The sequence below is a fragment of the Marinobacter confluentis genome, from assembly GCF_004785685.1.
Taxonomy (GTDB): Bacteria; Pseudomonadota; Gammaproteobacteria; order Pseudomonadales; family Oleiphilaceae; genus Marinobacter; species Marinobacter confluentis.
Genome location: NZ_SRPF01000002.1, coordinates 354,189 through 378,551, shown reverse-complemented (window position 1 = coordinate 378,551; position 24,363 = coordinate 354,189). Strand labels below are relative to the sequence as shown.

Genomic DNA, 24,363 nt, shown 5'->3' with positions numbered 1-24,363 from the left:
CTGGCCGCCGTTAGAGAGACGGCCAGAGCGAATCGAACTCGTCTTCACTGGTGCCTGAGGACGGGGCGGGGTTGTGAACCGGTGACGCGCCGGCGTTCTGGAGCTTCAGCTCGAACTGGCTGATGCTGCCGGTAGCGCTTACCTTGCGGGACAGGGTGCCCTGATCTTCCCGGCCGTCATAAAGCATGGATATGCGGCTGCCGGACTGAAAGGGCAGTCTCGGCGTGATCAGGGTTGCGGCCTGGTTTACCACGCTGATTTCCGGCAATAGCAACCCGCGAAGATACTCGCTGCTGTTACCGATCTTCTGGATAAGGCGAACGCCACAGGGGGCCGCGCTGGGTGCCAGCAGTTCTATACCGATCTGGGTGCCCTGGTTTTTGACCTGGCGAATCCAGCGTACAACCGCGATGCTCCAGGGATGGTTAGACTGTTCCCGCACACCCAGTACTTCGCCAGCCTGCAGCGACGGGGGAATATGGGTCTCCCAGGCAACGCAGTAGCCACCCGGGCTGGTGTTGATCAGCAGCGCATGGTGAGACTTCGGCCGATTCTGGTCCGACGCGCTGTCTGGGGTGGCGCCAATGCTGTTGCGGAAATTGATGGGGGTATCCGCGGAGTGTGAAAGCTCGTCGCTGGGCCCGGCATCGTGGGCGCCGGCCCAGGCATCTTCCCGCTGCCTGGAGCCTCGCATGAACATATTGTTTTCCGGGTCGCCGTCATCCACTGCGCGCTCGTTGTTCCCGCTGACAAACTGATTGAAGGTTTTTCCGCCGGCAACGTAATAGTGAGTCGCGGTCAGCCCCACGCAGATTTCCAGGGTGCCCCGGCTGGCAATTCGGTTGAAGTTCCGTTTGGCCAGAATGCCCAGCGCCTGGCTGAGATGGGTCAACAGTGTGTTGCCCACCGAAGGCGGCAGTTTCAGTCGCGTTCCGGACTCTGACGATGTGCTTCTTGCATGGAGGACATCGCCGATTTCTGCTGACAGGTTGCGGGTGTCAAAGTTGAGACTGTCGTGGCCCGGTGACTGATCCAGCAGGCTGCGATAAACCGGTGCATTGTCACGTTCGAGATTGACGACAAACAGGCTGTCCTCTTCCGCGGCGGGTCCGCATTGGACCCAGTCTGTCCAGGTTTCGAAAAGGTCGTAAGCCTGGCTCAGTTCCGACTGGCGCAACTGGTTCGGCCGTGAACAGCCCAGCAGCAACAGCCGCTTGTAGGCATCTTCGACCGTGCTTGAGCGTCTTTGCTTGAGCGCTTCATCATCGATCGCCTGGTTGTGCAGTTTGTTTCGCAGGGCAAAGCGGAACATTCTGTGGCATTCCAGCCAGCTCTGTGCCGGGCTGGGACAGTACAACTGGTGTGAGCGAAGAATGGTAGCCGCAAGTTCTGACGTGGCGCGGTGAATGGACGTTGCAATGGCTTTGCGATTCTTGTCGACCCCGCCGTTGTCCAGGCACTCCATTACGCACAGTTTGTAACCCGCAGCGGCATGCAACTGCAGTGCCTGTGACAAGTTGGCAATTTTCCGTTGTTTTTCCGGCAGCGCAATGGACAGACCCAGGTAATGCCGGGAGAGCTCCTCGCAGACAAAATGAATCTTGGGGCGGATCAGCTCTAGCAGCTGAAGCCTGTGGCCATGGGATATAAACAGCTGGTTGAGCTCAATGATGGCGTGATAGAGCTGACGTGACGCTTCCCCGATGTTTGCCATCGGTAGCTGATTGACCCAGTCCCTGAACGCTTTTGGCGTTGTTTCACAAAAGGACAGACTCGCTGTTTTCTGGTCGGGAACTTTCAGATCTGGTTTCAGGGTCGTGCCTTCCATTTAATAATCACGCCAACGCTGTGTTTTTTCGTTATAGATATTATGACCTTAAAATAGCAAACGCACGGCAAAAAGCGAGCAATAGTCAAGTTGACAATAGTTAACAACTGATTCCCGCAACAGGTTGCGAAACCCGTCACGCAAATAGATCAATCGGAGTCTTGCCCGGTTTGTCTGGGACTTCCCGAACCAGCCGGGGCACAAGAAAGCCCGGAAGCCGGCCCAGTAACTCCCTGACAATACCGCGGGCCCTGTCATCGCTGACCGCAAAATGATGGGCGCCTGCCACCGGGTCGAAGGCATGAAGGTAGTAAGGTAGCACATGGCATTCGAACAGGCGCTCACTCAGCTCAGCGAGGGTATCGGCGCTGTCATTGATGCCCCGCAGAATGACCGACTGGTTCAACAGGGTAACGCCAGCGCTCCTGAGCCGGGCCATCGCGGCTCTTACAGATTCATCCAGCTCATTGGGATGATTGACGTGCACCACGACCACGATTTGCAGCCGGCTTTCGCCCAGCAGCGACAGCAGGTCAGGGGTGATGCGCTGGGGAATCACGATGGGCAGCCGGGTGTGGATGCGTAAACGGCGTATATGGGGAATATTGGCAATGGCGCTGGCCCAGTACGACAGCAGGCGGTCGCTGGCCACCAGCGGGTCACCGCCGCTGAGGATAACTTCATTGATGTCCGGGCTGGCAGCCAGAAACCGAAGGGCGGCGTCGCGGTCGTCCGGGGTCAGGCGGTGTTCATCGTAGGGAAAATGGCGCCGGAAGCAGTAGCGGCAGTTGATGGCACACTGGCCGGTTACCATCAGCAGGGCACGGCTGTCATATTTGCGGATCAGCCCGGTGGTGACCATGGCATCGGCTTCTTCCAGCGGGTCGTCCAGATACCCGGGCAGTGTCTGGCCCTCGTCAGTGACGGGCAGTACCTGGCGTAACAACGGATCATCCGGATTGCCAGGCTCTATCCTTTGGGCGTAGGGTTCGGGAACACGAATGGCGAACAGCTGATGGCCAATGCCAGCGCCTTCACGCCATTGCGCAGGGTCCAGGCTGAGCCGGTTCAGAAGCGCATCGGGCGAGGTGATCGAGCCGGACAGCAAAGCCTGCCAGGTCTGGTCAGTTGGGGTATCCAGGTGGTCGCCCCGGCTATCGACGGCGTGGGCTTCTATAAGCGCGGCGGTTCGCTGTATCATAGCGACCTTTGAATTTTTAACTGCATCGTTTCAGGTGATAATTTCATGGCTTCATATTCTACCAACGAATTCCGCAGCGGTCTTAAAGTTTTGCTGGACGGCGACCCCTGCATCATCCTCGACAATGAATTCGTTAAGCCCGGAAAGGGCCAGGCGTTCAACCGTGTGAAACTGCGTAACCTGACGACGAACCGGCAGTGGGAGCGCACGTTTAAATCCGGCGAAAGCCTGGAAGCGGCGGACGTGATGGATCAGGAAATGGAGTACCTGTACACCGATGGTGAATTCTGGCACTTCATGAAAACCGACGGATCCTTTGAGCAGTATCCCGCTGATGCCAAAGCGGTCAGCGATGTTCTGAAATGGCTCAAGGAGCAGGATGTCTACACCGTGACCCTGTATAACGGCGCGCCGCTGGCGGTGACGCCGCCGAATTTCGTTGAACTGGAAGTGGTTGATACCGACCCGGGTATGAAAGGTGATACCGCCCAGGGCGGCACCAAGCCGGCGACCCTGTCCACCGGTGCGGTGGTCAACGTGCCGCTGTTCATCACCATTGGTGAAGTTCTGAAAGTGGATACCCGGTCCGGCGAATACGTGAGCCGCGTCAAGAGCTGATTGATTCTTCATGTCTGACCTGGATGACTGGCAGCCAACCGCTTCGTTGGCCGCCCTTGAAAGCCGCGCACAACAGCTTGCCTGGGTGCGCGGCTTTTTTGCGAGCCGCAAAGTCATGGAGGTGGAAACACCGGTGATGGGGCGGTGCAGTGTGACTGATCTGAACATCGGCAGCGTCCCCGCGTCTCCGCAGCTGCCCGGCGACGAATCCCGGCAATACTGGCTACAGACCTCGCCCGAATATCCCATGAAGCGCCTGCTGGCAGCGGGCGCAGGGCCAATCTATCAGGTTGCCCGGGTATTTCGTGATGGCGAGCGTGGCGTTCGTCATAACCCGGAATTTTCATTGCTTGAATGGTATCGGCCCGGTTTTGATGATCGGGAACTGATGGCCGAGGTGGCCGATCTCGTCTGCGGCTGGCTGGGGTGCCCAAGACCCGCTTACCTGACCTACCGGCAGGCGTTTGAGCAGTTTGTAGGCGTTGACCCGTTTGCAGCAGACGATGAGTCATTGAGGCGACTTTGCGCGCCATGGATGACGGACGCGCAGTTATCACGCCTGTTGCGGGACGAGTGTCTGGACCTGTTGATGAGTCTGCGTGTCGAGCCGGAACTGGCGCGGATGGGGCCGGTGTTCATTACCGGGTATCCGGAATCCCAGGCAGCGCTGGCAAGAGTGTCGGAGGTTGACGGGCTGCGCCAGGCACACCGTTTCGAGCTTTACGTTGGTGGAGTCGAGCTGTGCAACGGCTATTGGGAACTGACAGACGCTGACGAGCAGCAGCGCCGTTTTGATGCCGATAACCGCGCCCGGCGCCGGGCGGGGCGGCAGGAAATGCCCGTTGATCAGGCCCTGCTTGCGGCGATGCGTGCCGGCGTGCCCGATTGCGCGGGCGTTGCCCTGGGGCTGGACCGGCTGCTGATGCTCAAGCTGGGGCTTGACGATATCGCCGGAGTCCTAGCGTTTCCCGTGGAGCGTGCCTGAGCACAACCCGTCCTGTCAGTCCCGGTTGTGTTCCAGTTCGGGCAATGCCCCGAAGGCTTCACCCATTCTGACGGTTTTCCCGGCCACCTGGTCCCCGTTCCAGGTGACTTTGCCCCGGGGCATCACCATGACAACGGTCGAGCCAAGCCGGAACCGGCCCATTTCCTCGCCCTTTGCAAATGAAATCGGCTTGGCCAGGTGTTGGTAATTGCTTGTGCTGACGCCTTCAGTACCGGGTGCGACCACGCCGGCCCAGGTTGTTTCCATGCTGCCGACAATCATCGCCCCCACAAGCACAAGCGCCATTGGGCCTGCCTCTGTATCGAACACGCAGGCAACTCGCTCGTTGCGGGCGAACAGGTTGGGTACCTGTTCGGCGGTGATCGGGTTGACTGAAAACAGTTTTCCCGGGACGTAGGTCATTTCCCGCAATGTGCCTGCCATTGGCATGTGGATACGGTGGTAATCTTTCGGCGACAGGTAAATGGTGGCGAACTCTCCGTTCTCGAAGTCTTTCGCCCGCTCCGGGTCACCGCCGAGCAGTTCGTTCAGGCTGAAGGATTGACCCTTGGCCTGGAAAACCCGGTCGTCAGTGATTGTGCCGAGCTGGCTGATAGCGCCGTCTACCGGGCTGACCAGAACCGATGCACTGTCGTCAACCGGGCGCAGGCCGGGCTTGAGTGCCCGGGTAAAAAACGCATTGAAGCTTGGGTAGGCTTCGGGGTCCGGCTCCAGGGCTTCACTCATGTCTACGCCGTAGCGGCCGATAAACCATTTAATGACGCGGTTCTTGAGCACCGGGCTCTTGTCCATGTCTGCAAGCCATCCGGCTAGGCGCGAAACCGTCAACTGCGGTGTGACGTACTGGCTCAATACAAACAGCTTGTCGAACATTCACTCGGATCCTTTGCACTCAAGAGCGGCAAAGCTTAACAAATGCTGTGGCCGGGGTATAAATGCTTTTGCATCTTCGCGGTTACCGCCTGCGCTTGCTATGATCAAGTCAGGCCGCGAGGGCGGGCTACTGCCACGCCGGGATTCGCTCGGATCATCATTATAAAAAGGTACGTTTTCTCGCCATGCTATTCATAATCGGTGCAATTGTTGTAACTGCATGCGTTCTGGGAGGCTATGTCCTGCACGGGGGCAACCTGGCCGTACTCTGGCAACCCACGGAAATCCTGATCATTGGCGGTGCCGCGGTGGGTTCCTTCATCATCGCGAACCCGGTTCACACCATAAAGGAAGTGGGCAAGGGCATCATGACCCAGCTCACTGGCTCGCCCTACAACAAGAAGTTCTACATGGACCTGCTCAGCCTGATGTACGAGGTGTTCGACAAATCCCGGAAGCAGGGCGTGATGGCCATTGAGGAAGATATTGACGACCCGGCCTCCAGCCAGATTTTCAGCCGCTACCCGGCGATCATGAAATCCAAGTACCTGCTGGCTTTCATTACCGATTATCTGCGCATCATCAGCGCCGGCAACATGGCCACCCATGAGCTGGAAGGCATGATGGAAAACGAGATCTACAGTCGCAACCACGAAGTTGAAGAACCAGCCCATGCCGTTAACAAGATTGCAGACGCACTGCCCGGCCTGGGTATCGTTGCAGCGGTACTGGGTATCGTCATCACCATGAACTTCCTCACCGAAGGGCCGGAGCGGATCGGCCTCAGTGTGGCCGCAGCGCTCGTTGGTACCTTCCTGGGCATCTGGATGGGTTATGGTTTTGTGGGGCCCCTGTCCGTTGCCATGGAGCATTCCGCCAAGTATGAGATGAAAGCCTACGAATGCGTGAAATCAGCCATTGTCGCCACGGTTTCCGGCCAGGCGCCGCAGATGGCCATTGAATTCGGCCGCAAGGCGCTGCCTTCCGACAAGCGCCCGGGCTTCCAGGAGCTGAACGACCATGTTCGCGGCAAATAGTCAGTCTCTAGCGGCTCGGGAGTAGTACCGTGGAAGATCAGCCAATCATCATCAAACGCAAAAAGGTTGTTGCGGCCGGTCATCATGGCGGCTCCTGGAAAGTGGCGTTTGCCGATTTCGCGACGGCCATGATGGCGTTCTTCCTGGTGCTCTGGCTGACCGCAACGGCCTCGCCAGAACAGAAGCTGGCGGTTGAAGGCTATTTCAAGGACCCGGTGGGTTATACCGAGGGTGGTTCGCGCAATCCCGTCGACCTCGGAGGCAGCGCTTCGGTTGTCAACGAGTCCAGCGAGGATATCGCCGACAGTGACATTCAGATAGAGGACCAGGTGGTAGAAGAGCTGGCCCAGACCCTGGAACAGCAGAAAATGGAGCAGCTGTTCCAGGATCTCAAAGAGCGCATTGAGCAGAACGAAACCCTGCAGGATTTCAAGGATCAGTTGCTGATTGATATCACCAGTGAGGGGCTGCGCATCCAGATCGTTGACCGGTCCCAGCGCCCGATGTTCGACAGTGGCCGCGCCGAGCTCAAATACTATTCCCAGGATATTCTGTTCGAGCTTGCCAAGACCCTGTCCACGGTGAATAACAAGCTCAGCATTACCGGCCATACCGATTCCTCGCCATTCAACGGTCGCCCGGGGTACACCAACTGGGAGCTGTCGGCAGATCGCGCCAATACGGCGCGTCGTGCGCTGGTTGCGGGCGGGGTTGATGGCGGGCAGATTGGACGTGTGGTCGGTCTCAGCGATTCGGTGCTGTTCAACAAGGACGACCCGCAGGCCCCGGTGAACCGGCGTATTTCCATTATCGTGATGAACAAGAAGGCCGCCGACGGAATCCAGAACAATGCGCGGCAGTCTGACGAGCCGCTGATTGACCTGACCGCACCTACGGAGGAAGACCAGCAGAGAGCCATGCAGTCGCTGGAAGAGGGAAGCTGGACAAACGACCAGGAGCCGCCGAAAGAAGGTGAGTTGAACTGGTAACCTGGCCGGTCAGTCGAGCTTCAGCCCTCGGGCCTGCTGCTCGGCCATATCCTCCAGAATCCGGTGGAAGCTTTTCAATCTGGCGCGGCTGAGACGACCTTCATCGGCCGCCGCCTGAATGGCACAGCCCGGGTCGCCCAGATGGCTGCAGTTGCGGAATTTGCAGTGGCCGATCAGGTCCCGGATCTCCCGGAAACCATACTCTATTTCCGAGGGCGACATGTGCCACAGGCCGAATTCGCGAATGCCCGGCGAATCGATCAGGTGGCCGCCGCAGGTCAGGTGGAACAGTTTGGCGGTGGTCGTGGTGTGAACGCCCTTGCCAGTGCTCTCCGATACGGCACCTACGCGGATGGCCTCGTCCGGCAGTAACGTCTGGATAATGGAGGACTTGCCCACGCCGGACTGCCCCACAAAGACACAGGTTTGGCCAGCGATCAGGTTTTCAACACCCGCCGCCTTTCCGCCTTCGGTCTGAGCAGAGGTCTGTTCTACCCGATAACCCAGGGCTCGGTAGCGTTCCAACAGGGTGTTAATGGCGTCCCGGTTCTGGTCATCCAGCAGGTCGGATTTGTTCAGAAGCAGAATGACAGGAATATCAGTGATTTCTGCGGCGACCAAGTAGCGGTCAATCAGATTGTCGTGGGGCTCGGGCTCCGGGGCTATGACCAGGATTATATGGTCGATGTTGGCAGCCACCGGCTTCAGGGCGCCGAAGTTGTCCGGGCGCTGCAATAGCGATTGGCGCTCACATCGGGCCACGATCACGCCGGTGTCGTTGCCGCTCATGCGCCAGACGACCCGGTCCCCGGTGACCAGGCTGTCGATGTTTGCGCGCACAAAACAACGAACGACCTTGCCGGCGTCTTCGCCTTCCAGCGCCTCAATGTCCAGCTGCTGACCGTAGTGGGCGATGATCAGCCCCTCCTGCTCTGGGCCAAGGTCGCCGGCTTCAATCTGTTCGCCGATCATCTTCTCTTTGCGCGCGGCGCGGGCTGTGCGTTCCTGCTGGACTTTCGAGATCCGCCATTGCTGCTGCTTGTTGAGTCGACGTTTGGCCATTGCTTTGGTGGTTATCCGCTGGGGCATTGAGGTGGTGTCACATCATACGTTATTCGTCTACCATTGGCCGAATTGTGTTTATTGCTGCGGAGTCTTTGATGCCTGAAGCCAACTACCTTGTCTGGATTGATCTTGAGATGACTGGGCTGGACCCGGAAAAAGAGCGCATCATCGAGATCGCTACCATTGTGACCGACTCTGAGCTGAACACTATTGAGGAAGGACCGGTAATAGCCGTTCATCAGTCAGACAGCCTGCTGAACGCCATGGACGAGTGGTGCACCCGCACCCACGGCGAAAGCGGTCTGACCCAGCGGGTTCGGGACAGCCGGATCAGCGAGATTGACGCCGAGCAACAGACCATCGAGTTCCTGCAACGCTACCTGGAGCCCGGGCAGTCACCGCTGTGTGGCAACAGCATCGGCCAGGACCGCCGGTTCCTGGTGAAATACATGCCGGAACTGGAAGCGTTTTTCCATTACCGGAACCTGGACGTAAGCACCGTGAAGGAACTGGCCCGGCGCTGGCGGCCCGATGTACTGGAGGGCGTTCAGAAAAAAGGTAGCCACCTGGCGCTGGATGATATCCGCGATTCCATCAATGAGCTGCGGCATTACCGTGAGCACTTTTTCAACCTGTAAACCGGCGGGCTTCAAAGACCATGGCGTGCCAGGGCCCATTGAACGTGCTCACGCACGAGTTCCGATGGATGATCTGCCCGCTGCTTGAGCGCCTCAATCACCGGAATGGTTGACGGCGCATTACCAAGCCCCACTGCAAGATTGCGAAGCCAGCCCTGATAGCCGGTACGGCGGATGGCGGAGCCCTCCGTGCGCTTCAGGAATTCTTCTTCGGTCCACAGAAACAGGGTGGCCAGTTCCGCGTTGTCCAGCCCGTGGCGGGGCTGAAAGTCGGTTTCGGCGGTGGGCTTACTGAACTTGTTCCAGGGGCACACCAGTTGGCAGTCGTCGCAGCCGAATACCCGATTGCCCATCTTTTCCCGCAATTCCAGCGGAATGCTGCCCGAAAGTTCAATCGTCAGATAGCTGATGCACTTGCGCGCATCCAGTCGATGCGGGCCTTCGAAAGCGTCGGTGGGGCAGATATCCAGGCAGGCAGTGCAGGAGCCGCAATGCTCTTTCTCAAAGGGTTCATTCACCGGCAAGGGGGCACTGGTGAAAATTTCACCCAGGAAAAAAAACGAGCCGGCTTTTGGATGAATCACCATGTTGTTCTTGCCAATCCAGCCAAGCCCGGCGCGCTGGGCCAGGGCCCGCTCGAGTACCGGTGCGCTGTCAACGAAGGCCCGGTACTCAAAACCCGACACCGCTTCATCGATTTTCTTCGCCAGGGTCGCCAGGCGCTTGCGCATCAGCTTGTGGTAATCGCGACCTACCGCATAACGCGTCACGTAGGCTTTCTCGGGGTCAGTAAGTACTTGCGCCGGGCTGTCTGGTGCGGGCAGGTAATCCAGTCTTACCGAAATAACCCGGCGGGTACCTTCGACCAGCGATCGGGGCGTGTATCGCTTATCGCCATGGTCGGCCATGTAGCCCATCTCGCCGTGAAAGCCGTCGTCCAGCCATTGTTGTAAATGTTGGGCGTGCACACCTGTGTCCGGATAGGTAATGCCCAGATCACTGAAGCCCAGATCCCGGGCCCATTTGTCAATCATATCAGGCAGGTGCGATAGATTTGGGTCGGTGGTTTCGGTCATTTCGGTCTCACCGGTAACAGCTGTCCCGGACAGGATGATGAAAAGATAATGTAAAGACGTTGATTAAGTTATGACCTTTTTTTGTATTTTGCTATGCTTTACAGGCAACTGGCCGATTTTCTTAAACCGGATTCTTTAGCAGGAGCGGCTTTCAATGCCCCTGGTCAACTATCACAGCTTACCAGAAGAGCTCTATTCCGCCGATGCGGTCAGGGCGATTGATCGCTATGTGATTGATCAGCAGGGAGTTGATGGTTTTCAGTTGATGCAGGCCGCCGCTGCCAGCGCATTCCGGCGGCTGATGAAAGAGTGGCCGGAACCGTCATCGATTCTGGTGCTCTGTGGCGCCGGCAACAACGGTGGCGACGGTTATCTGATTGCCGCCAGTGCCCGGCGCCATGGTATTGAGGTCTGTTGTGTGGCAGTTGCGCCCACGGAAAAGTTGGCGGGCGATGCCCGTAAAGCCTGGCAGAAGGCACTGGCGGACGGGGTCAAGGTTCGGCCGCTGGACGCCTGTGCCGATGAGCTGCCCTTTGACCGGGTAGATCTGATTGTCGATGCGATGCTGGGTACCGGCATTACTGACCAGCCCCGGGAACCTTTCGCGGTCTTGATCGAACGCTGCAACCGGGCAGTGGCGCCGGTTATGGCGGTTGATGTGCCGTCGGGGCTGGATTCAACCCTGGGTAAGGTTGCAGGGGTTGCAGTCCGGGCTGACCTGACGGTGACCTTTATAGCCCTTAAGGCCGGACTGTTTACCGCGCAGGGGCCAGAATACTGTGGCCGTCTGGCCTTTGAATCGCTGGATACGGATGAATGGGCCTCGGAAAGCGGGCAGGTGCCAATGGCGCGGCGGGTTGACTGGAGCTCGTTGATGCCCTCGCTGCCTCGCCGCCCTGCCGGCGCCCACAAGGGCCGGTTTGGCCACGTATTGATCGTAGCCGGGGAGCGCGGGTTCGGTGGCGCAGGCCTTATGGCCGCAGAGGCGGCGGCAAGGTCCGGCGCCGGGTTGGTGTCGCTGGCTACACGCCCGGAACACGTCGGGGCGGCGCTGGCAAGGTGCCCGTCGCTGATGGTTCAGGCGGTCACCCATGGCTCGGAACTGCAGGGCCTGATTGATGCTGCCACTGTGATCGTTTGCGGCCCGGGAATAGGTCAGGGCGCCTGGGGCCAGCAGATGCTTCAGCAGGTGATTGCCAGTGGCAAACCGAGAGTTCTGGATGCTGATGCCCTGAATCTGCTGTCTGCCAGAGCGACCTATCCGGCAGCGAATCAGGTGCTGACCCCACATCCAGGGGAAGCCGCACGGCTGCTTGGCTGCGCAGTGACGGAAGTGGAAGCAGACCGATTCAATGCCGCCAAACGCATTCAGGCGATTCATGGCGGCGTTGTTCTGCTCAAGGGCGCAGGCACCGTGATTACGGATGGCGAAGGCGTTCCGGCGGTTGTCAGTGGTAGCAACCCCGGCATGGCTACCGGCGGCATGGGCGACGTGCTTTCCGGGCTGATTGGCAGTCTCTGGGGGCAGTTGAAGAATGCGCGGCAGGCCACGGTGATGGCCGCGTCTCTGCATCTTGAAGCGGCTCGGGTGGCATCGCGATCCAGGGGGTTCATGGGGTTGCTGCCGACGGACGTCATTGATTGCTTGCCGACGGTGTTGTCGCAGGCAGAGAATGCTGCCCTGGTTACCGCGGGTATCCGGCGGGGGGAGGAATAGATGGCAGGCGCCGTTATTGAAAAAAATCTGTTCCTGGCTGATGAAACCGCGACAGAAGCGCTGGGGCGAGCTCTGGCCATGGCCGTGAAGACCAGAGGCAGCAGGGGCGCCACAATGTATCTGCGAGGCAACCTGGGCATGGGCAAGACCACGTTCAGCCGGGGTGTGATGCGGGGCATGGGCCATGAAGGCGCGGTCAAAAGCCCGACTTACACCATTGTCGAGCCCTACGAGCATCTGCAGCCGATGGTGTATCACTTTGACCTGTATCGCCTTGGCGATCCGGAAGAACTCGAGTACCTGGGTATCAGGGATTACTTCGGCAGTGCCAGCCTTTGCCTGATCGAATGGGCGGAACGCGGTGCGGGAATCCTGCCGGCACCGGATATCGAGGTTGAACTGACACCGGAAGAAACTGGGCGCAGGGCCGTTTTGCGATCCCTGACGCCCCTTGGAAAAGAATTACTGGAAGACCTGCGGGCATCAGCGCCCGTGGGTAACTAACAAGGAATCAGAGAAGGCTATTCCAATGCAGACAAGGCAGATTTACAGCATGAAAACCGGGCTCTGCTGGTTGCGCAGGGCAGGTGCGGCGCTGCTGATGGTCGCGGCGCTGCCCCTGAATGCCGGGGTCAATGTGGAAAGCGTCAGAATCTGGCCGGCACCGGATCATACCAGGCTGGTTCTGGATGTGGGCGATGCCATTGAGCACAATGTGTTTTCCCTGTCTGGCCCATCCCGTCTGGTTATTGATCTCAAGAACAGCAGCCTCAAGGCGAACTTTGATTCCCTGGACCTGAGCGGCAGCCCGATCCGCCGTATTCGCAGTGCCCCCAGAAATGGCACTGATCTTAGGGTCGTTCTGGACCTCAAGAGCGATATCAAGCCCAGAAGTTTTCAGCTGGAACCGAATCAGCAATACGGCCACCGGCTGGTGGTTGATCTGATCGAAGAAGGCGCCCGCAAAGCGCGCCAGGAAGCCCAGCCAACGGTTACCGCCAGCGCCAACGGCAAGCGGGATATCGTGGTGGTTATCGATGCTGGCCACGGTGGTGAAGACCCGGGTGCCATCGGCCCCCGCGGTACCCGCGAGAAAGACGTGGTGCTGAGTATGGCCCGCACCCTGGCAGACATGATTGAGCAGAAACCAGGCTATACAGCCCGGCTGACCCGCACCGGTGACTACTACATTGATCTTCGGAGCCGGACGATACTGGCCCGCAAGCACAACGCTGACCTTTTCGTGTCAGTACACGCGGACGCCTTCCGCACCCCCCAGCCCAGGGGTGCGTCGGTGTTTGCCCTGTCCCAGCGTGGTGCGACCAGTGAAACCGCCCGTTGGCTGGCAAAGTCCGAGAACCGGTCTGATCTGATCGGTGGTGCCGGCGGGGTGTCGCTGGAAGGCCGCGATGACATGCTGGCGGGGGTGCTGCTGGACCTGTCGATGACCGCCAGCATCAATTCCAGTCTCGGTGTTGGCAGCACGATCCTGGAGCAGCTCGGTGGCGTGGCCAAGCTCCACAAGAGCGGTGTTGAGCAGGCGGCTTTCGCGGTTCTCAAGTCGCCGGATATTCCATCAGTCCTTGTTGAGGCGGGATTTATTTCCAACCCGACCGAAGAAAAGAATCTGGGCAGTGCGGCCTATCGCCGCAAGTTGTCCGAAGCGGTGTTCCGGGGTATCGATGACTACTTTACTAAAACACCACCACCCGGCACTCTGCTGGCCTGGCAGAAGCACAACGGCAACGTGACCAGTCAGGCAAGTCAGTATCGGATCCAGCGTGGCGACACCCTGTCTGGCGTTGCCCGCAGGATGCAGACCACCGTCAGCGAGTTGATGCAGTATAACGGACTGAACAATGACCGTGTTATGGTAGGCCAGACGATCCGCATTCCCGCTTCCTGATAACGAGGTTGTTCTGTCAATGCCCGCCATCCGATTGCTGACACCACGCCTGGCAAACCAGATTGCTGCTGGCGAGGTGGTCGAGCGCCCGGCCTCCGTTGCGAAAGAACTGATTGAAAATGCCCTGGACGCCGGGGCCCGTCGGGTCGATATCGATATCGAACAGGGCGGCGTCAAGCTGATCCGGGTGCGGGACGACGGCAGCGGTATTGGCGAAAGTGACCTGCCACTGGCGCTCAGCCGCCATGCCACCAGCAAGATTGCTGACCTGGACGACCTGGAGGCAGTCGCCTCCCTGGGTTTCCGGGGCGAAGCCCTTGCCAGTATCTCATCGGTATCACGGCTGGCCCTGACATCCCGCACTGTAGATCAGGAAGCAGCGGCAAAGGTTGAGGTGGAAGGCCGGGATATGGCTGCCACCATTGCGCCAGCCGCTCATCCTGTGGGCACCACCGTTGAAGTCAGGGACCTGTTTTTCAACACGCCCGCCCGCCGTAAATTCCTGCGCACTGAAAAAACCGAGTTCAATCACGTTGAAGAGTGCGTTCGGCGCCAGGCGCTCAGCCGTTTCGATACCGGCTTTACCCTGCGGCATAACCAACGGGTGATCCAGAGCCTGCGGCCTGCAGAAAACCCGCTGGACCGGGAGCGCCGCATTGGCTCGCTCTGCGGCCAGCAGTTCATTGATAACGCGGTGGTGATAGACACCGAAGCTACCGGGCTTAGGCTCTGGGGCTGGGTTGCGCTGCCGACGTTTTCCCGCAGTCAGGCCGATCTGCAGTACTTCTTTGTCAATGGCCGGGTGATCCGTGATCGGCTGGTGGCCCACGCGGTGCGCCAGGCCTACCGGGATGTGCTCTATAACAATCGTCACCCGGCGTTCGTGCTCTATCTGGAAGTGGATCCGGCCTCGGTTGATGTGAACGTCCACCCCACCAAGCACGAGGTGCGGTTCCGCGACGGCCGGCTGGTTCATGACTTTATTTTTCGTACGCTGCACAAGGCGTTGGCAGATGTTCGCCCGGACGATCATCTCCGCGGTGCGGTGGCGCAGTCCGAAGGTCGGCACCCCTCGGCCCATGCCCAGGCGTTCGGTGTGCAGGTTCCGATGACCGACGCCCAACCGGCGGGTTTTGAGACAGGGCAGAACCCCTATCCCGCAAACGGACACTCTGGCGGCCAAGGGCAGCGACCTTTTCAGCAGGAATGGCAGGCCAGGGACCAAATGGCGTTTTATCAGTCGCTGAACCAGGGCGGAGGAGTCGAATCTTCTGGTTCCGGTGTAGGCGCCATGCCCTCGGGCGATCGGTCGGCGATGGCCGTCACCCCACCGGTCGATCAGGGCGACAGCCCGCCTCTGGGTTACGCCATCGCCCAGTTGCACGGCATCTACATTCTTGCCCAGAGCCACCAGGGCCTGATTGTGGTGGATATGCACGCCGCCCATGAACGTATCACCTATGAGCGTATGAAGCGTGCGCTGGAAGCGCAGGACCTGAAAAGCCAGCCCTTGCTGGTGCCGGTCTCCCTTGCGGTCAGCCAGAAAGAGGCGGCCCTGGCTGAAACCCATGGCGCAGAACTGCTTCAGCTTGGCCTGGGCGTTGAGCGAATCGGTCCGGAAACCCTCGCCATTCGCCAGGTACCTTCGCTGCTGCGGGGCGCTGACACGGAACAGCTGGTCAGGGACGTGCTCTCGGACCTGATTGAGAACGGCGAGAGCGACCGGGTTGAAGCTGTCACCCATGAACTGCTGGGCACCATGGCCTGCCATGGTTCGGTGCGGGCCAACCGGCAGCTTACCATTCCGGAAATGAATACCCTGCTGCGGGATATGGAGGCGACAGAGCGAAGCGGTCAGTGCAATCATGGCCGTCCGACCTGGACGGTGATGACCCTGGCCGAGCTCGACAAGCTGTTTCTCAGAGGCCGCTGAACCCGTCATGGTGGCGTCTCTCCCCCCGGCCATTTTTCTGATGGGCCCTACCGCCTCCGGTAAAACCGACCTTGCGATTGAGCTATGCAGACGGTTGCCCTGCGATATCATCAGCGTGGATTCCGCGATGATTTACCGGGGTATGGACATAGGTACCGCGAAACCGTCACCGGCAGAGCTTGCCGCTGCACCCCACCGGCTGATTGATATCTGCGACCCGGCCGATACCTACTCGGCGGCGGACTTCCGGCGTGATGCCCTGGCTGAAATGGCCGTCATCAGCGCGCGAGACCGAATTCCCCTGTTGGTGGGCGGTACCATGATGTACTTCAAAGCGCTGCTGCAGGGCCTGTCGGCGCTGCCTTCAGCCAGTCCATCGCTGCGGCGTGATATTGAGAACCAGGCAGAGGCGCAGGGCTGGCCATCGCTCTACGCCGAACTTGCACATAAGGACCCGGTGGCGGCCAGACTGATCCATCCCAACAACCGGCAGCGCCTGATGCGCGCGATTGAGGTCATCCGGCTGACCGGTAAACCCATCTCGGTGCTGTGGGAGCAGACGGGTAAACACCCGCCAGAACGGGATTCAGTTGAAAGGGTTGAGGATTACACCTATTTCACTCGCTGGCAGGCAGACGAATCGCCGACTCTTCCGTATACTGTAACGCAGCTTGCGATAGCGCCGTCTGAACGATCTGTGCTTCATGAAAGAATTGCCCGGCGTTTCCACCAGATGCTGGAAACTGGTTTTCTGGATGAAGTCCGGTCACTGATGGCCAGAGGAGATCTCGATCCTGATCTGCCGTCCATGCGATGCGTTGGATACCGCCAGGCCTGGGAACATCTGGCCGGCGAGTATGGTGAACAGGAAATGGTCGCCAAAGGCATTGCTGCGACCCGGCAACTTGCGAAAAGGCAGCTGACTTGGCTGCGCAAATGGTCCGATTTGGACTGGCTGGACAGCGATGATCCGCAAAAGGTTGATCTGACCTTGAAAATAATCGGATCTCGCACCAAATTGAAATCATAAAAGACGATCTGCACTTATCATAAACAGGAGAATAAACATGTCAAAAGGGCAGTCTTTACAAGACCCTTACCTCAATGCTTTACGCAAGGAACGCATTCCGGTTTCTATCTTTCTGGTGAACGGTATCAAGCTGCAGGGCCAGATCGAATCTTTCGACCAGTTTGTCATTTTGCTCAAGAACACCGTAAGCCAGATGGTCTATAAACATGCGATTTCGACGGTCGTGCCGGCGCGCAATGTTCGTATTCCGCCCCAGGCACCCGGTGGCGAAGAATCCGAAGACTGATCTGGAGTTGACTCTACTTGTTTGAACGCCCCGATGTTGGTGAACGAGCGATCATCGTTCACATTGATTTTTCTGCCTATTACGATGTAGAAGATCTGGACGAGTTCCGCGAACTGACATGGTCCGCAGGCGTTGAGCCCGTCGGTGTGGTAACCGGAACCCGCAAACAGCCCAGTTCCCGGTTGTTTGTGGGTACGGGCAAACTTGAAGAAATCCGGGACGCGGTCAGCGCCAACAACGCCGATATCGTGCTGTTCAATCATTCGCTCAGCCCCAGTCAGGAGCGCAACATTGAACGCGAGATCCAGTGTCGGGTTCTCGATCGCACCGGTGTCATTCTGGATATTTTTGCCCAACGTGCGCGTACCCACGAAGGTAAGCTTCAGGTTGAGCTCGCCCAACTCGAGCACATGTCGACCCGCCTGATCCGCGGCTGGACGCACCTTGAACGCCAGAAGGGCGGCATCGGCCTGCGCGGTCCCGGTGAAACCCAGCTGGAAACTGACCGGCGGCTGCTGCGGGAACGCATCAAGTCGATTCACAAGCGCCTGGAGAAAGTTCGTCGGCAGCGCAACCAGGGCCGTCGTGCGAGAACCCGCGCAGATATTCCGACCGTTTCTCTGGTTGGCTACACCAACGCCGGAAAGTCGACCCTGTTCAATCGGCTGACAACCTCTACCGTCTACGCAGCCGATCAGCTGTTTGCGACTCTTGATCCAACACTGCGCCGCCTGGAACTTCCGGACATTGGTCCTGTCGTTATGGCGGACACCGTGGGTTTTATCCGCCATTTGCCGCATAAACTTGTGGAAGCCTTCAGAGCGACTCTCGAAGAAACCACCCAGGCATCCATCCTGCTTCATATCGTTGATTGTCACGATGATCGGCGCGACGACAACATCGAGCAGGTGGAAAACGTGCTGGCGGAAATTGGTGCTGATGAGATTCCAATGCTTCAGGTTTTTAACAAAATTGACCTGTTAGAGAACTTTTCACCACGTATTGAACGTAATGAAGAAGGCGTGCCGGTTCGTGTCTGGGTCTCCGCTGTCTCGGGGCAGGGTATGCAGGAGCTGTTTGACGCCCTGGTAGAGCGACTGGCCGAGGACGTGGTACATCATTTCGTCCGGTTGGGTCCGGTCGACGGCAAGCTGCGCGCGCTTTTGCACGAGGCGGGCTCGGTAATTGAGGAAACCCACAGGGATAACGGTGATTCCGTACTTGAGGTAAGGCTCCAGCAGCGGGACTGGCTGCAACTCCTGAGCCGCGCCGACATGAAAGAACACGATGTGATGCTTGAGCAGATGTAGAGTTGGCCTGATGGCGAACTGGCCGGAAGGTCCCATTAACAGTTAGGCAGGCTGTGCTATTGCCGGGGCGCTTATAAATCCCTAGTATTTGCAGCCATTCGAACAGTCTGGAACGGAGAACACTATGGCCTGGAATGAACCGGGTGGAAACCGCAACGATAACGATCCCTGGGGAACCGGCGGTCGTCGCGGTGGTAATGATCAGGGGCCGCCTGACCTGGACGAGGCGCTGAAGAAAGGCCTCGATAAACTGAACAAGCTTCTGGGTGGCAAAGGCAATAAATCCGGTGGCAACGGGTCATCGTCCGGTGGCAGCAGTGGCGGCTTCGGCGCCGTGCTGGCCATTGCCGCGATTGTTTTCGTCGGTTACGTGATTTTCCAGTCCTTCTACACGGTGGACGAACAGGAGCGGGCAGTGGTGCTGCGTTTCGGTGAGTTCAGTCGTATCGAAGAACCCGGCCTGCGTTTCAAGGTACCGCTGATCGACAGTGTGGCTCTGGTGCGGGTGACCAACGTGCGCACAGCCGAGTCCTCGGGGCAGATGCTGACCCAGGATGAAAACCTGGTGTCGGTGGACCTGCAGGTACAGTACCGTGTCAACAATGCCCGTGACTATGTGCTGAACGTCCGGGACTCCAACCAGGCCCTGGCCTTCGCCACAGACAGTGCCCTGCGTCATGAGGTTGGCAGTTCGACCCTGGATGGCGTTCTCACAGAGGGTCGTGCGGAACTGGCGGTCCGGATTGAGGAAAGGCTTCAGACCTTCCTGCGGGAGTACAGCACCGGTCTTGGCATTGTCCGGGTCAACGTTGAGAGCACCCAGCCGCCAGAGCCGGTTCAGGATGCCTTCCGTGAAGTGCAGCGAGCCCGTGAGGACGAGCAGCAGGTCAAGGAAGAAGCGGAGCGCTATCGCAATAAGGTGGTTCCGGAAGCGCGGGGCCGTGCCCAGCGTCTGACGGAAGAAGCTGCCGCTTACCGCCAGCAGGTTGTTGAGCGGGCCCGCGGTGAGACCGCCCGTTTCCTCGCCGTTCTGGATGTTTACGACCGGGCGCCTGAAGTGACCCGTGAACGTATGTACATACAGGCACTGGAAACCGTGCTGAGCAACACCAGCAAAGTCATGGTGGCCACCGAGGGTGACGACAACATCATGTACCTGCCGCTTGACGGGCTGACGAATCGTGCCGGTGCCAGCGGGCAGAGCGGAAACAACGGTAGCTCAGGCAGCAACCAAACAGACATCAAGGCGCTGTCTGACCAGGTAATGCAGGAGCTGCAGAGCCGTCAGGATTCAGGCGTGCGGAGGAGCCGTTAATATGGGAGCTAAAGGTGTAGTGGGCCTTGCGGGCGCCCTCATCGTCGTGCTGGTGGTTTTGTCCAGCGTCTATATCATCCCGGAAACCCATCGGGGCGTGCTTTTGCGCTTCGGCGAGCTGATCGAGACTGACATCCAGGCTGGTATTCACTTCAAGGTGCCGGTGATTGACCGGGTTCGTGAGTTCGATGTCCGGCTGTTGACCACGGACCTGCCGTCCCGTCAGTACCTGACCATCGAGAAAAAGCCGCTGGACGTGGATTCCTACATTGCCTGGAAAATCCAGGACGTGGATCAGTTCTACCGGGCCACCGGTGGCGATGAATATCGCGCGTCGTCTTTGTTGATGTCCCGAGTTGATAACGGTCTGCGAGACGAATTCGGTGTGCGCACCATGGTCGAGGTTGTATCCGGTCAGCGGGATGAGCTGATGACCACCCTGACCACACGGGTCAACGAGACTGCACAAAAGGAATTCGGCATTCAGGTTGTCGATATTCGGGTCAAGGCTATCGAATTTCCCGGGGAAGTCAGCCAGAACGTTTACCGTCGCATGGCGGCCGAGCGTCAGGCGCTGGCACAGGAATTCCGGTCCCGGGGTAACGAGCTGGGTGAAGGCATCAGGGCTGACGCAGACCGTCAGCGTACGGTGATCCTGGCAGAGGCCTTCTCCAAAGCGGAAGAGGTCCGCGGTGAGGGTGATGCGGAAGCGGCGCAGATCTACGCTGATGCATATGGCTCGAACAGTGAGTTCTATTCGTTCTATCGCAGCCTGGAAGCTTATCAGAGCACCTTTGCTGACAAGGGCGATATCATGGTGATCGACACCGAGAGCGACTTCCTCAAGTATCTGCAGGACCCCATGGGCAGCCGCTGATACCAGAGTCAGAAAGACGAAAACCGGAATGCTCAGGCATTCCGGTTTTTTTGTGCCTGCCAACAGTGTAAAATCTCGCCGGTTTTGGCCCGGCTTTTATTGATTCCGGGCATCGCCCTAATTCCTGTGAACGGACAACCGAATCTCATGACCGTATCTGATCGCTGGCTATTGCCGGATGGCGTCGAGGATATTCTTCCGCCACTGGCCGGACAGATCGAATCCCTGCGCCGGGAAGTAATGGATACCTGCCAGCGCTGGGGTTATCAGCTGGTTATCCCGCCGTTGATCGAATACCTGGAATCCCTGTTCACCGGCACTGGTCACGATCTGGAGCTACAGACCTTCAAGCTGACCGACCAGCTGACGGGTCGTATGATGGGGCTGCGGGCCGATATGACACCCCAGGCTGCCCGTATTGACGCCCACACCCTTGGCCAGAAGGGCATTACCCGTCTCTGCTATGCCGGGCATGTATTGCATACCCGTCCCCGGCATATGCTGACCGGGCGTACGCCCATCCAGGCGGGCTGCGAACTGTTTGGCAGCAGCTCTGAAACGGCGGATATGGAAGTGATCAGCCTGATGCTGGAAACCCTGAGGGTTTCCGGTCTTCCCCGGGTACATCTGGATCTGGCCCATGTCGCCATTTACGAGAACCTGGTCAGCGAAGCGGGATTCGACCGGGTCGCAGGCGAAGCGATTTTCGATGCCATGGGTCGCAAGTCCGTGCCCGAGCTGGACGCCTGGTTGGGTGACTGTCCCGCAGGGTCGGCCGGTGAAATGCTGAGAAAACTGGCCCGTGTCAGTGGCGGCGTCGAAGCGCTCGCTGAAGCAAAACAGATTCTTGCCGGCGCTCCCGAACCCCTGCAGCATGCGCTGGGGCAACTGGAGCGGGTTGCTGACATGCTGAGCCGGGATTTTCCGGAAGTCAGTTTCGGCTTCGATTTCTGCGAATTGCGTGGTTACAACTATCATACCGGGCTGGTTTTTGCCGCTTATGTGCCGGGCCACGGCGATGCCGTGGGCAAGGGTGGCCGTTACGATGCCATCGGCAGTGATTTTGGCCGGGCTCGCCCGGCAACCGGTTTCAGTCTAGACATTCGGTCGCTGGCCTCTCTGGGTCATCGTGCCAGTCATGCCAGCGGCCTGATCTGGGCGCCGGCAGAAGACGATGACGCCCTGGATGGTGTCATCGCAGGGCTGCGCCTGACCGAAACCGTGATTCGCGCCCTACCGGAGGACAAAGATACCGACCCCCGGGCCCGCGGATGCGACCGCATACTTGTAAAGAAGGACGGCCAGTGGGTCGTGGACCACCTGGACTAACTGAGCTGGACGAATCGAGAGAGAATCATGGGTAAGAACGTTGTAGTACTGGGCACCCAATGGGGTGACGAAGGCAAAGGCAAAATCGTCGACCTTCTGACCGACAAGGTTTCAGCCGTCGTCCGGTTTCAGGGTGGTCATAACGCGGGGCATACATTGGTCATCGAGGGCAAGAAAACGGCCCTGCATCTGATTCCGTCAGGCATTTTGCGCAAAGAGGTCCTGTGCCTGATCGGTAACGGTGTGGTTCTCTCCCCGGAGGCCTTGCTGAAGGAAGTCCGCGAGCTGGAAGCCAACGGTGTGGCTGTGCGCGAACGTCTGAAAATCAGTCTGGCCTGCCCGGTTATCCTGAAAACCCACGTTCGCATCGACCAGGCCAGAGAGCGCGCCCGTGGCGTTGACAAGATCGGCACCACCGGCCGCGGTATCGGCCCCGCCTATGAAGACAAGGTCAGCCGCCGTGGCGTTCGTCTGGGGGATCTTCTCAACCCCCAGAGCTTCAAGGAAAAACTGCTCGAGATCATGAGCTATCACAATTTCGTGCTCACCGAATATTTCCACGAAGAGCCGGAAGATATCGATCAGGCGTTCTCCGAGCTGATGACCATGGGCGAGGAAATTCTGCCCATGGCCGCTGACGTTACCGATATTCTGCATGATCTGCGCAAGCGTGGTGAACACATTCTGTTTGAGGGCGCCCAGGGGTCACTGCTGGATATCGATCTTGGAACCTATCCCTATGTGACCTCGTCCAATACCACTGCTGGTGGTACCGCGACCGGTACTGGTTTTGGCCCACTGTTTCTCGATTACGTTCTGGGTATTACCAAGGCCTACACCACCCGTGTGGGTTCCGGCCCTTTCCCCACCGAGCTGTTTGACGACATGGGCAAGCATCTGGCGGTGAAAGGTAATGAAGTGGGCACCACCACCGGGCGCTCCCGCCGCTGCGGCTGGTTTGACGCGGTTGCCCTGCGTCACGCCATACAGATCAACAGCGTGTCTGGCATCTGTCTGACCAAGCTGGACGTTCTGGATGGTATGGATACCGTCAAGGTATGTATTGGTTACAAGACTCCGAACGGGGAGATTACTCGCCCGCCAATTGGCTGTGACACCTACAAGGACATCGAGCCGGTGTTCGTCGATCTGCCGGGCTGGCAGGAGAGCACGGTCGGTCTGACGACGCTGGAGCAACTACCGGAAAACGCCAGGTCCTATATCCGTTTCCTGGAGGAGCAGATCGAAGCACCGATCGACATTATTTCCACTGGCCCGGACCGGGTCGAAACCGTGATCCTGCGGCACCCGTTCGGGGAATAACGCCCGTCAGGGCTTGCCCGCAATCAGTGTCGCCCGCTTCGGCCCGGGATAACCCTCGATGGTTTTCCCCGGGTCGTCCGGGTCCAGAAAATCCGCGAGAGAGTTAAACCGCATCCACTCGGTCTGGCGCTGTTCATCAGTGGTCGTCACGCTGACGTCGACCACACGTCCGTTAACGAACCCCGTCCGTCTCAACCAGAGCAACAGCGTGTCGCAACTGGGTAGAAACCAGACGTTTCTCATTTGGCCATAGCGGTCTTCCGGCATCAGGCTGTAGCCTTCCGGGCCTTCCACAACCAGGGTTTCCAGCACCAGTTCGCCACCGGGCTTCAGGGTGTCTTTCAGTTCCAGAAGATGGTCCAGAGGAGACCTGCGATGGTAGAGCACACCCATGGAAAAGGTGGTGTCGAAAGATTCCAGCCTGGGGGGCAGGTCTTCCAGCTTGATCGGCAGCAGGTCCGCCCGTAGTGCTGGTGAAACGTAGCCTTTGACCGCGAGAAACTGGAACAGGAACAGTAATCCCGGATCCACGCCAATGACCCGGCCGGCACCTTCCCCAAGCATTCGCCATAGGTGGTAGCCCGAACCACAGCCCACATCCAGAATCTGGCGCCCGGACAGGTCCGACAGGTGGGGCAGCACCCGGTCCCATTTCCAGTCAGAGCGCCACTCGGTATCAATGCGGGTATCGAAAAAGTCGAAGGGGCCCTTGCGCCAGGGCATCAGCCCTCGCAGGCCGGACTCCAGCTGTTGTCTGGCTTCATCCGGCAGCATTTTTTCGCTGTACAGCCCAACCGCTGACTGGTTGAGCTCAGGGCGAACAGCATCGATAGCGGGCAGGGTGTCCAGCGCTGACAGCCAGCGGCTTATGTCACCGTGGGGGTTCTGGTCAAAGCGTTTGTGAAGCTGGGTTTCGAGCAGCTCGCGCCAGTGTTGCCGGCCACTATTGGTCAATTCATCGAACAGCGGGGCATAACAGGTTTGCCAGTTGAAGCGGGTCATGGGC

Annotated in this window: 22 protein-coding genes; 16 read left to right on the top strand and 6 right to left on the bottom strand. The window is 58.7% G+C overall.

Going from position 1 to position 24,363, the window contains the following annotated elements:
* Positions 1 to 10 precede the first annotated feature (10 nt).
* Entirely contained in the window at positions 11 to 1,828 is a 1,818-nt protein-coding gene (locus E5Q11_RS07210; protein WP_135802736.1) for a GTPase, read from the bottom strand.
* 136 nt (positions 1,829 to 1,964) lie between these two features.
* Positions 1,965 to 3,029 (bottom strand): EF-P beta-lysylation protein EpmB, encoded by a 1,065-nt coding sequence (gene epmB / locus E5Q11_RS07205; RefSeq protein WP_135802735.1) that lies wholly within the window; start codon positions 3,027 to 3,029, stop codon positions 1,965 to 1,967.
* Positions 3,030 to 3,074: 45 nt separating this feature from the next.
* Between epmB and efp the strand changes: the two genes are divergently transcribed.
* On the top strand, positions 3,075 to 3,647 hold the full coding sequence (gene efp / locus E5Q11_RS07200; protein WP_135802734.1) for an elongation factor P: 573 nt from the start codon (positions 3,075 to 3,077) through the stop codon (positions 3,645 to 3,647).
* Positions 3,648 to 3,657: 10 nt separating this feature from the next.
* A complete protein-coding gene (gene epmA / locus E5Q11_RS07195) occupies positions 3,658 to 4,632 on the top strand; it encodes an EF-P lysine aminoacylase EpmA (RefSeq protein ID WP_135802733.1) in 975 nt (324 codons plus the stop codon).
* A 15-nt stretch (positions 4,633 to 4,647) separates the two neighbouring features.
* On the opposite strand, the gene asd is transcribed toward epmA, so the two are convergent.
* Positions 4,648 to 5,526 carry an archaetidylserine decarboxylase gene (asd, locus tag E5Q11_RS07190; RefSeq protein WP_135802732.1) on the bottom strand — a complete coding sequence of 293 codons (879 nt, stop codon included), beginning with the start codon at positions 5,524 to 5,526 and terminating at the stop codon, positions 4,648 to 4,650.
* A gap of 185 nt (positions 5,527 to 5,711) precedes the next feature.
* Here asd and motA point away from each other — a divergent pair, with 185 nt between their 5' ends.
* Entirely contained in the window at positions 5,712 to 6,563 is an 852-nt protein-coding gene (motA, locus tag E5Q11_RS07185; protein ID WP_135802731.1) for a flagellar motor stator protein MotA, read from the top strand.
* Positions 6,564 to 6,592: 29 nt separating this feature from the next.
* Positions 6,593 to 7,552 carry a flagellar motor protein MotB gene (gene motB / locus E5Q11_RS07180; RefSeq protein WP_135802730.1) on the top strand — a complete coding sequence of 320 codons (960 nt, stop codon included), beginning with the start codon at positions 6,593 to 6,595 and terminating at the stop codon, positions 7,550 to 7,552.
* A 9-nt stretch (positions 7,553 to 7,561) separates the two neighbouring features.
* On the opposite strand, the gene rsgA is transcribed toward motB, so the two are convergent.
* A complete protein-coding gene (gene rsgA, locus E5Q11_RS07175; protein WP_135803365.1) occupies positions 7,562 to 8,614 on the bottom strand; it encodes a small ribosomal subunit biogenesis GTPase RsgA in 1,053 nt (350 codons plus the stop codon).
* 98 nt (positions 8,615 to 8,712) lie between these two features.
* Here rsgA and orn point away from each other — a divergent pair, with 98 nt between their 5' ends.
* Entirely contained in the window at positions 8,713 to 9,255 is a 543-nt protein-coding gene (gene orn, locus E5Q11_RS07170) for an oligoribonuclease (RefSeq protein ID WP_135802729.1), read from the top strand.
* Between the two features lie 11 nt (positions 9,256 to 9,266).
* On the opposite strand, the gene queG is transcribed toward orn, so the two are convergent.
* Complete coding sequence (gene queG / locus E5Q11_RS07165; protein ID WP_135802728.1) at positions 9,267 to 10,331, bottom strand: tRNA epoxyqueuosine(34) reductase QueG; 1,065 nt, start codon at positions 10,329 to 10,331, stop codon at positions 9,267 to 9,269.
* A gap of 154 nt (positions 10,332 to 10,485) precedes the next feature.
* On the opposite strand from queG, the gene E5Q11_RS07160 reads away from it, so the two are divergent.
* The 11 genes from E5Q11_RS07160 (at position 10,486) to E5Q11_RS07110 (ending at position 23,357) form a co-directional block, all read left to right on the top strand.
* Positions 10,486 to 12,048, top strand: a complete 1,563-nt coding sequence (locus E5Q11_RS07160) for an NAD(P)H-hydrate dehydratase (protein ID WP_135802727.1) — start codon at positions 10,486 to 10,488, stop codon at positions 12,046 to 12,048.
* Entirely contained in the window at positions 12,049 to 12,552 is a 504-nt protein-coding gene (gene tsaE, locus E5Q11_RS07155; RefSeq protein ID WP_135802726.1) for a tRNA (adenosine(37)-N6)-threonylcarbamoyltransferase complex ATPase subunit type 1 TsaE, read from the top strand. It abuts the gene before it with no gap.
* A 97-nt stretch (positions 12,553 to 12,649) separates the two neighbouring features.
* Positions 12,650 to 13,954, top strand: coding sequence for an N-acetylmuramoyl-L-alanine amidase (locus E5Q11_RS07150; RefSeq protein ID WP_225314921.1), 1,305 nt, complete (start codon positions 12,650 to 12,652; stop codon positions 13,952 to 13,954).
* Between the two features lie 19 nt (positions 13,955 to 13,973).
* Positions 13,974 to 15,887 (top strand): DNA mismatch repair endonuclease MutL, encoded by a 1,914-nt coding sequence (gene mutL, locus E5Q11_RS07145; protein ID WP_135802725.1) that lies wholly within the window; start codon positions 13,974 to 13,976, stop codon positions 15,885 to 15,887.
* 10 nt (positions 15,888 to 15,897) lie between these two features.
* Entirely contained in the window at positions 15,898 to 16,917 is a 1,020-nt protein-coding gene (miaA, locus tag E5Q11_RS07140) for a tRNA (adenosine(37)-N6)-dimethylallyltransferase MiaA (protein ID WP_228260634.1), read from the top strand.
* A 37-nt stretch (positions 16,918 to 16,954) separates the two neighbouring features.
* Complete coding sequence (gene hfq, locus E5Q11_RS07135) at positions 16,955 to 17,203, top strand: RNA chaperone Hfq (RefSeq protein WP_135802723.1); 249 nt, start codon at positions 16,955 to 16,957, stop codon at positions 17,201 to 17,203.
* A 17-nt stretch (positions 17,204 to 17,220) separates the two neighbouring features.
* Complete coding sequence (gene hflX, locus E5Q11_RS07130; RefSeq protein ID WP_135802722.1) at positions 17,221 to 18,513, top strand: ribosome rescue GTPase HflX; 1,293 nt, start codon at positions 17,221 to 17,223, stop codon at positions 18,511 to 18,513.
* A gap of 124 nt (positions 18,514 to 18,637) precedes the next feature.
* Positions 18,638 to 19,828, top strand: coding sequence for an FtsH protease activity modulator HflK (hflK, locus tag E5Q11_RS07125; RefSeq protein WP_135802721.1), 1,191 nt, complete (start codon positions 18,638 to 18,640; stop codon positions 19,826 to 19,828).
* 1 nt (position 19,829) lies between these two features.
* Positions 19,830 to 20,705 carry a protease modulator HflC gene (gene hflC / locus E5Q11_RS07120; protein ID WP_135802720.1) on the top strand — a complete coding sequence of 292 codons (876 nt, stop codon included), beginning with the start codon at positions 19,830 to 19,832 and terminating at the stop codon, positions 20,703 to 20,705.
* Positions 20,706 to 20,852: 147 nt separating this feature from the next.
* Entirely contained in the window at positions 20,853 to 22,034 is a 1,182-nt protein-coding gene (locus tag E5Q11_RS07115; RefSeq protein WP_135802719.1) for an ATP phosphoribosyltransferase regulatory subunit, read from the top strand.
* 27 nt (positions 22,035 to 22,061) lie between these two features.
* The gene (locus E5Q11_RS07110; protein ID WP_135802718.1) at positions 22,062 to 23,357 is read left to right on the top strand and encodes an adenylosuccinate synthase; all 1,296 of its coding nucleotides are present in this window, start codon (positions 22,062 to 22,064) and stop codon (positions 23,355 to 23,357) included.
* Between the two features lie 6 nt (positions 23,358 to 23,363).
* On the opposite strand, the gene cmoB is transcribed toward E5Q11_RS07110, so the two are convergent.
* On the bottom strand, positions 23,364 to 24,359 hold the full coding sequence (gene cmoB, locus E5Q11_RS07105) for a tRNA 5-methoxyuridine(34)/uridine 5-oxyacetic acid(34) synthase CmoB (RefSeq protein ID WP_135802717.1): 996 nt from the start codon (positions 24,357 to 24,359) through the stop codon (positions 23,364 to 23,366).
* Positions 24,360 to 24,363: the final 4 nt, after the last annotated feature.

What these genes read in the sequence shown, in the direction of transcription:
- E5Q11_RS07210 (WP_135802736.1), bottom strand. Translation starts at nt 1,828, where the DNA reads ATGGAAGGCACGACCCTGAAACCAGATCTGAAAGTTCCCGACCAGAAA.
- epmB (WP_135802735.1), bottom strand. Translation starts at nt 3,029, where the DNA reads ATGATACAGCGAACCGCCGCGCTTATAGAAGCCCACGCCGTCGATAGC.
- efp (WP_135802734.1), top strand. Translation starts at nt 3,075, where the DNA reads ATGGCTTCATATTCTACCAACGAATTCCGCAGCGGTCTTAAAGTTTTG.
- epmA (WP_135802733.1), top strand. Translation starts at nt 3,658, where the DNA reads ATGTCTGACCTGGATGACTGGCAGCCAACCGCTTCGTTGGCCGCCCTT.
- asd (WP_135802732.1), bottom strand. Translation starts at nt 5,526, where the DNA reads ATGTTCGACAAGCTGTTTGTATTGAGCCAGTACGTCACACCGCAGTTG.
- motA (WP_135802731.1), top strand. Translation starts at nt 5,712, where the DNA reads ATGCTATTCATAATCGGTGCAATTGTTGTAACTGCATGCGTTCTGGGA.
- rsgA (WP_135803365.1), bottom strand. Translation starts at nt 8,614, where the DNA reads ATGGCCAAACGTCGACTCAACAAGCAGCAGCAATGGCGGATCTCGAAA.
- orn (WP_135802729.1), top strand. Translation starts at nt 8,713, where the DNA reads ATGCCTGAAGCCAACTACCTTGTCTGGATTGATCTTGAGATGACTGGG.
- queG (WP_135802728.1), bottom strand. Translation starts at nt 10,331, where the DNA reads ATGACCGAAACCACCGACCCAAATCTATCGCACCTGCCTGATATGATT.
- E5Q11_RS07160 (WP_135802727.1), top strand. Translation starts at nt 10,486, where the DNA reads ATGCCCCTGGTCAACTATCACAGCTTACCAGAAGAGCTCTATTCCGCC.
- tsaE (WP_135802726.1), top strand. Translation starts at nt 12,049, where the DNA reads ATGGCAGGCGCCGTTATTGAAAAAAATCTGTTCCTGGCTGATGAAACC.
- E5Q11_RS07150 (WP_225314921.1), top strand. Translation starts at nt 12,650, where the DNA reads ATGGTCGCGGCGCTGCCCCTGAATGCCGGGGTCAATGTGGAAAGCGTC.
- mutL (WP_135802725.1), top strand. Translation starts at nt 13,974, where the DNA reads ATGCCCGCCATCCGATTGCTGACACCACGCCTGGCAAACCAGATTGCT.
- hfq (WP_135802723.1), top strand. Translation starts at nt 16,955, where the DNA reads ATGTCAAAAGGGCAGTCTTTACAAGACCCTTACCTCAATGCTTTACGC.
- hflK (WP_135802721.1), top strand. Translation starts at nt 18,638, where the DNA reads ATGGCCTGGAATGAACCGGGTGGAAACCGCAACGATAACGATCCCTGG.
- hflC (WP_135802720.1), top strand. Translation starts at nt 19,830, where the DNA reads ATGGGAGCTAAAGGTGTAGTGGGCCTTGCGGGCGCCCTCATCGTCGTG.
- E5Q11_RS07115 (WP_135802719.1), top strand. Translation starts at nt 20,853, where the DNA reads ATGACCGTATCTGATCGCTGGCTATTGCCGGATGGCGTCGAGGATATT.
- E5Q11_RS07110 (WP_135802718.1), top strand. Translation starts at nt 22,062, where the DNA reads ATGGGTAAGAACGTTGTAGTACTGGGCACCCAATGGGGTGACGAAGGC.
- cmoB (WP_135802717.1), bottom strand. Translation starts at nt 24,359, where the DNA reads ATGACCCGCTTCAACTGGCAAACCTGTTATGCCCCGCTGTTCGATGAA.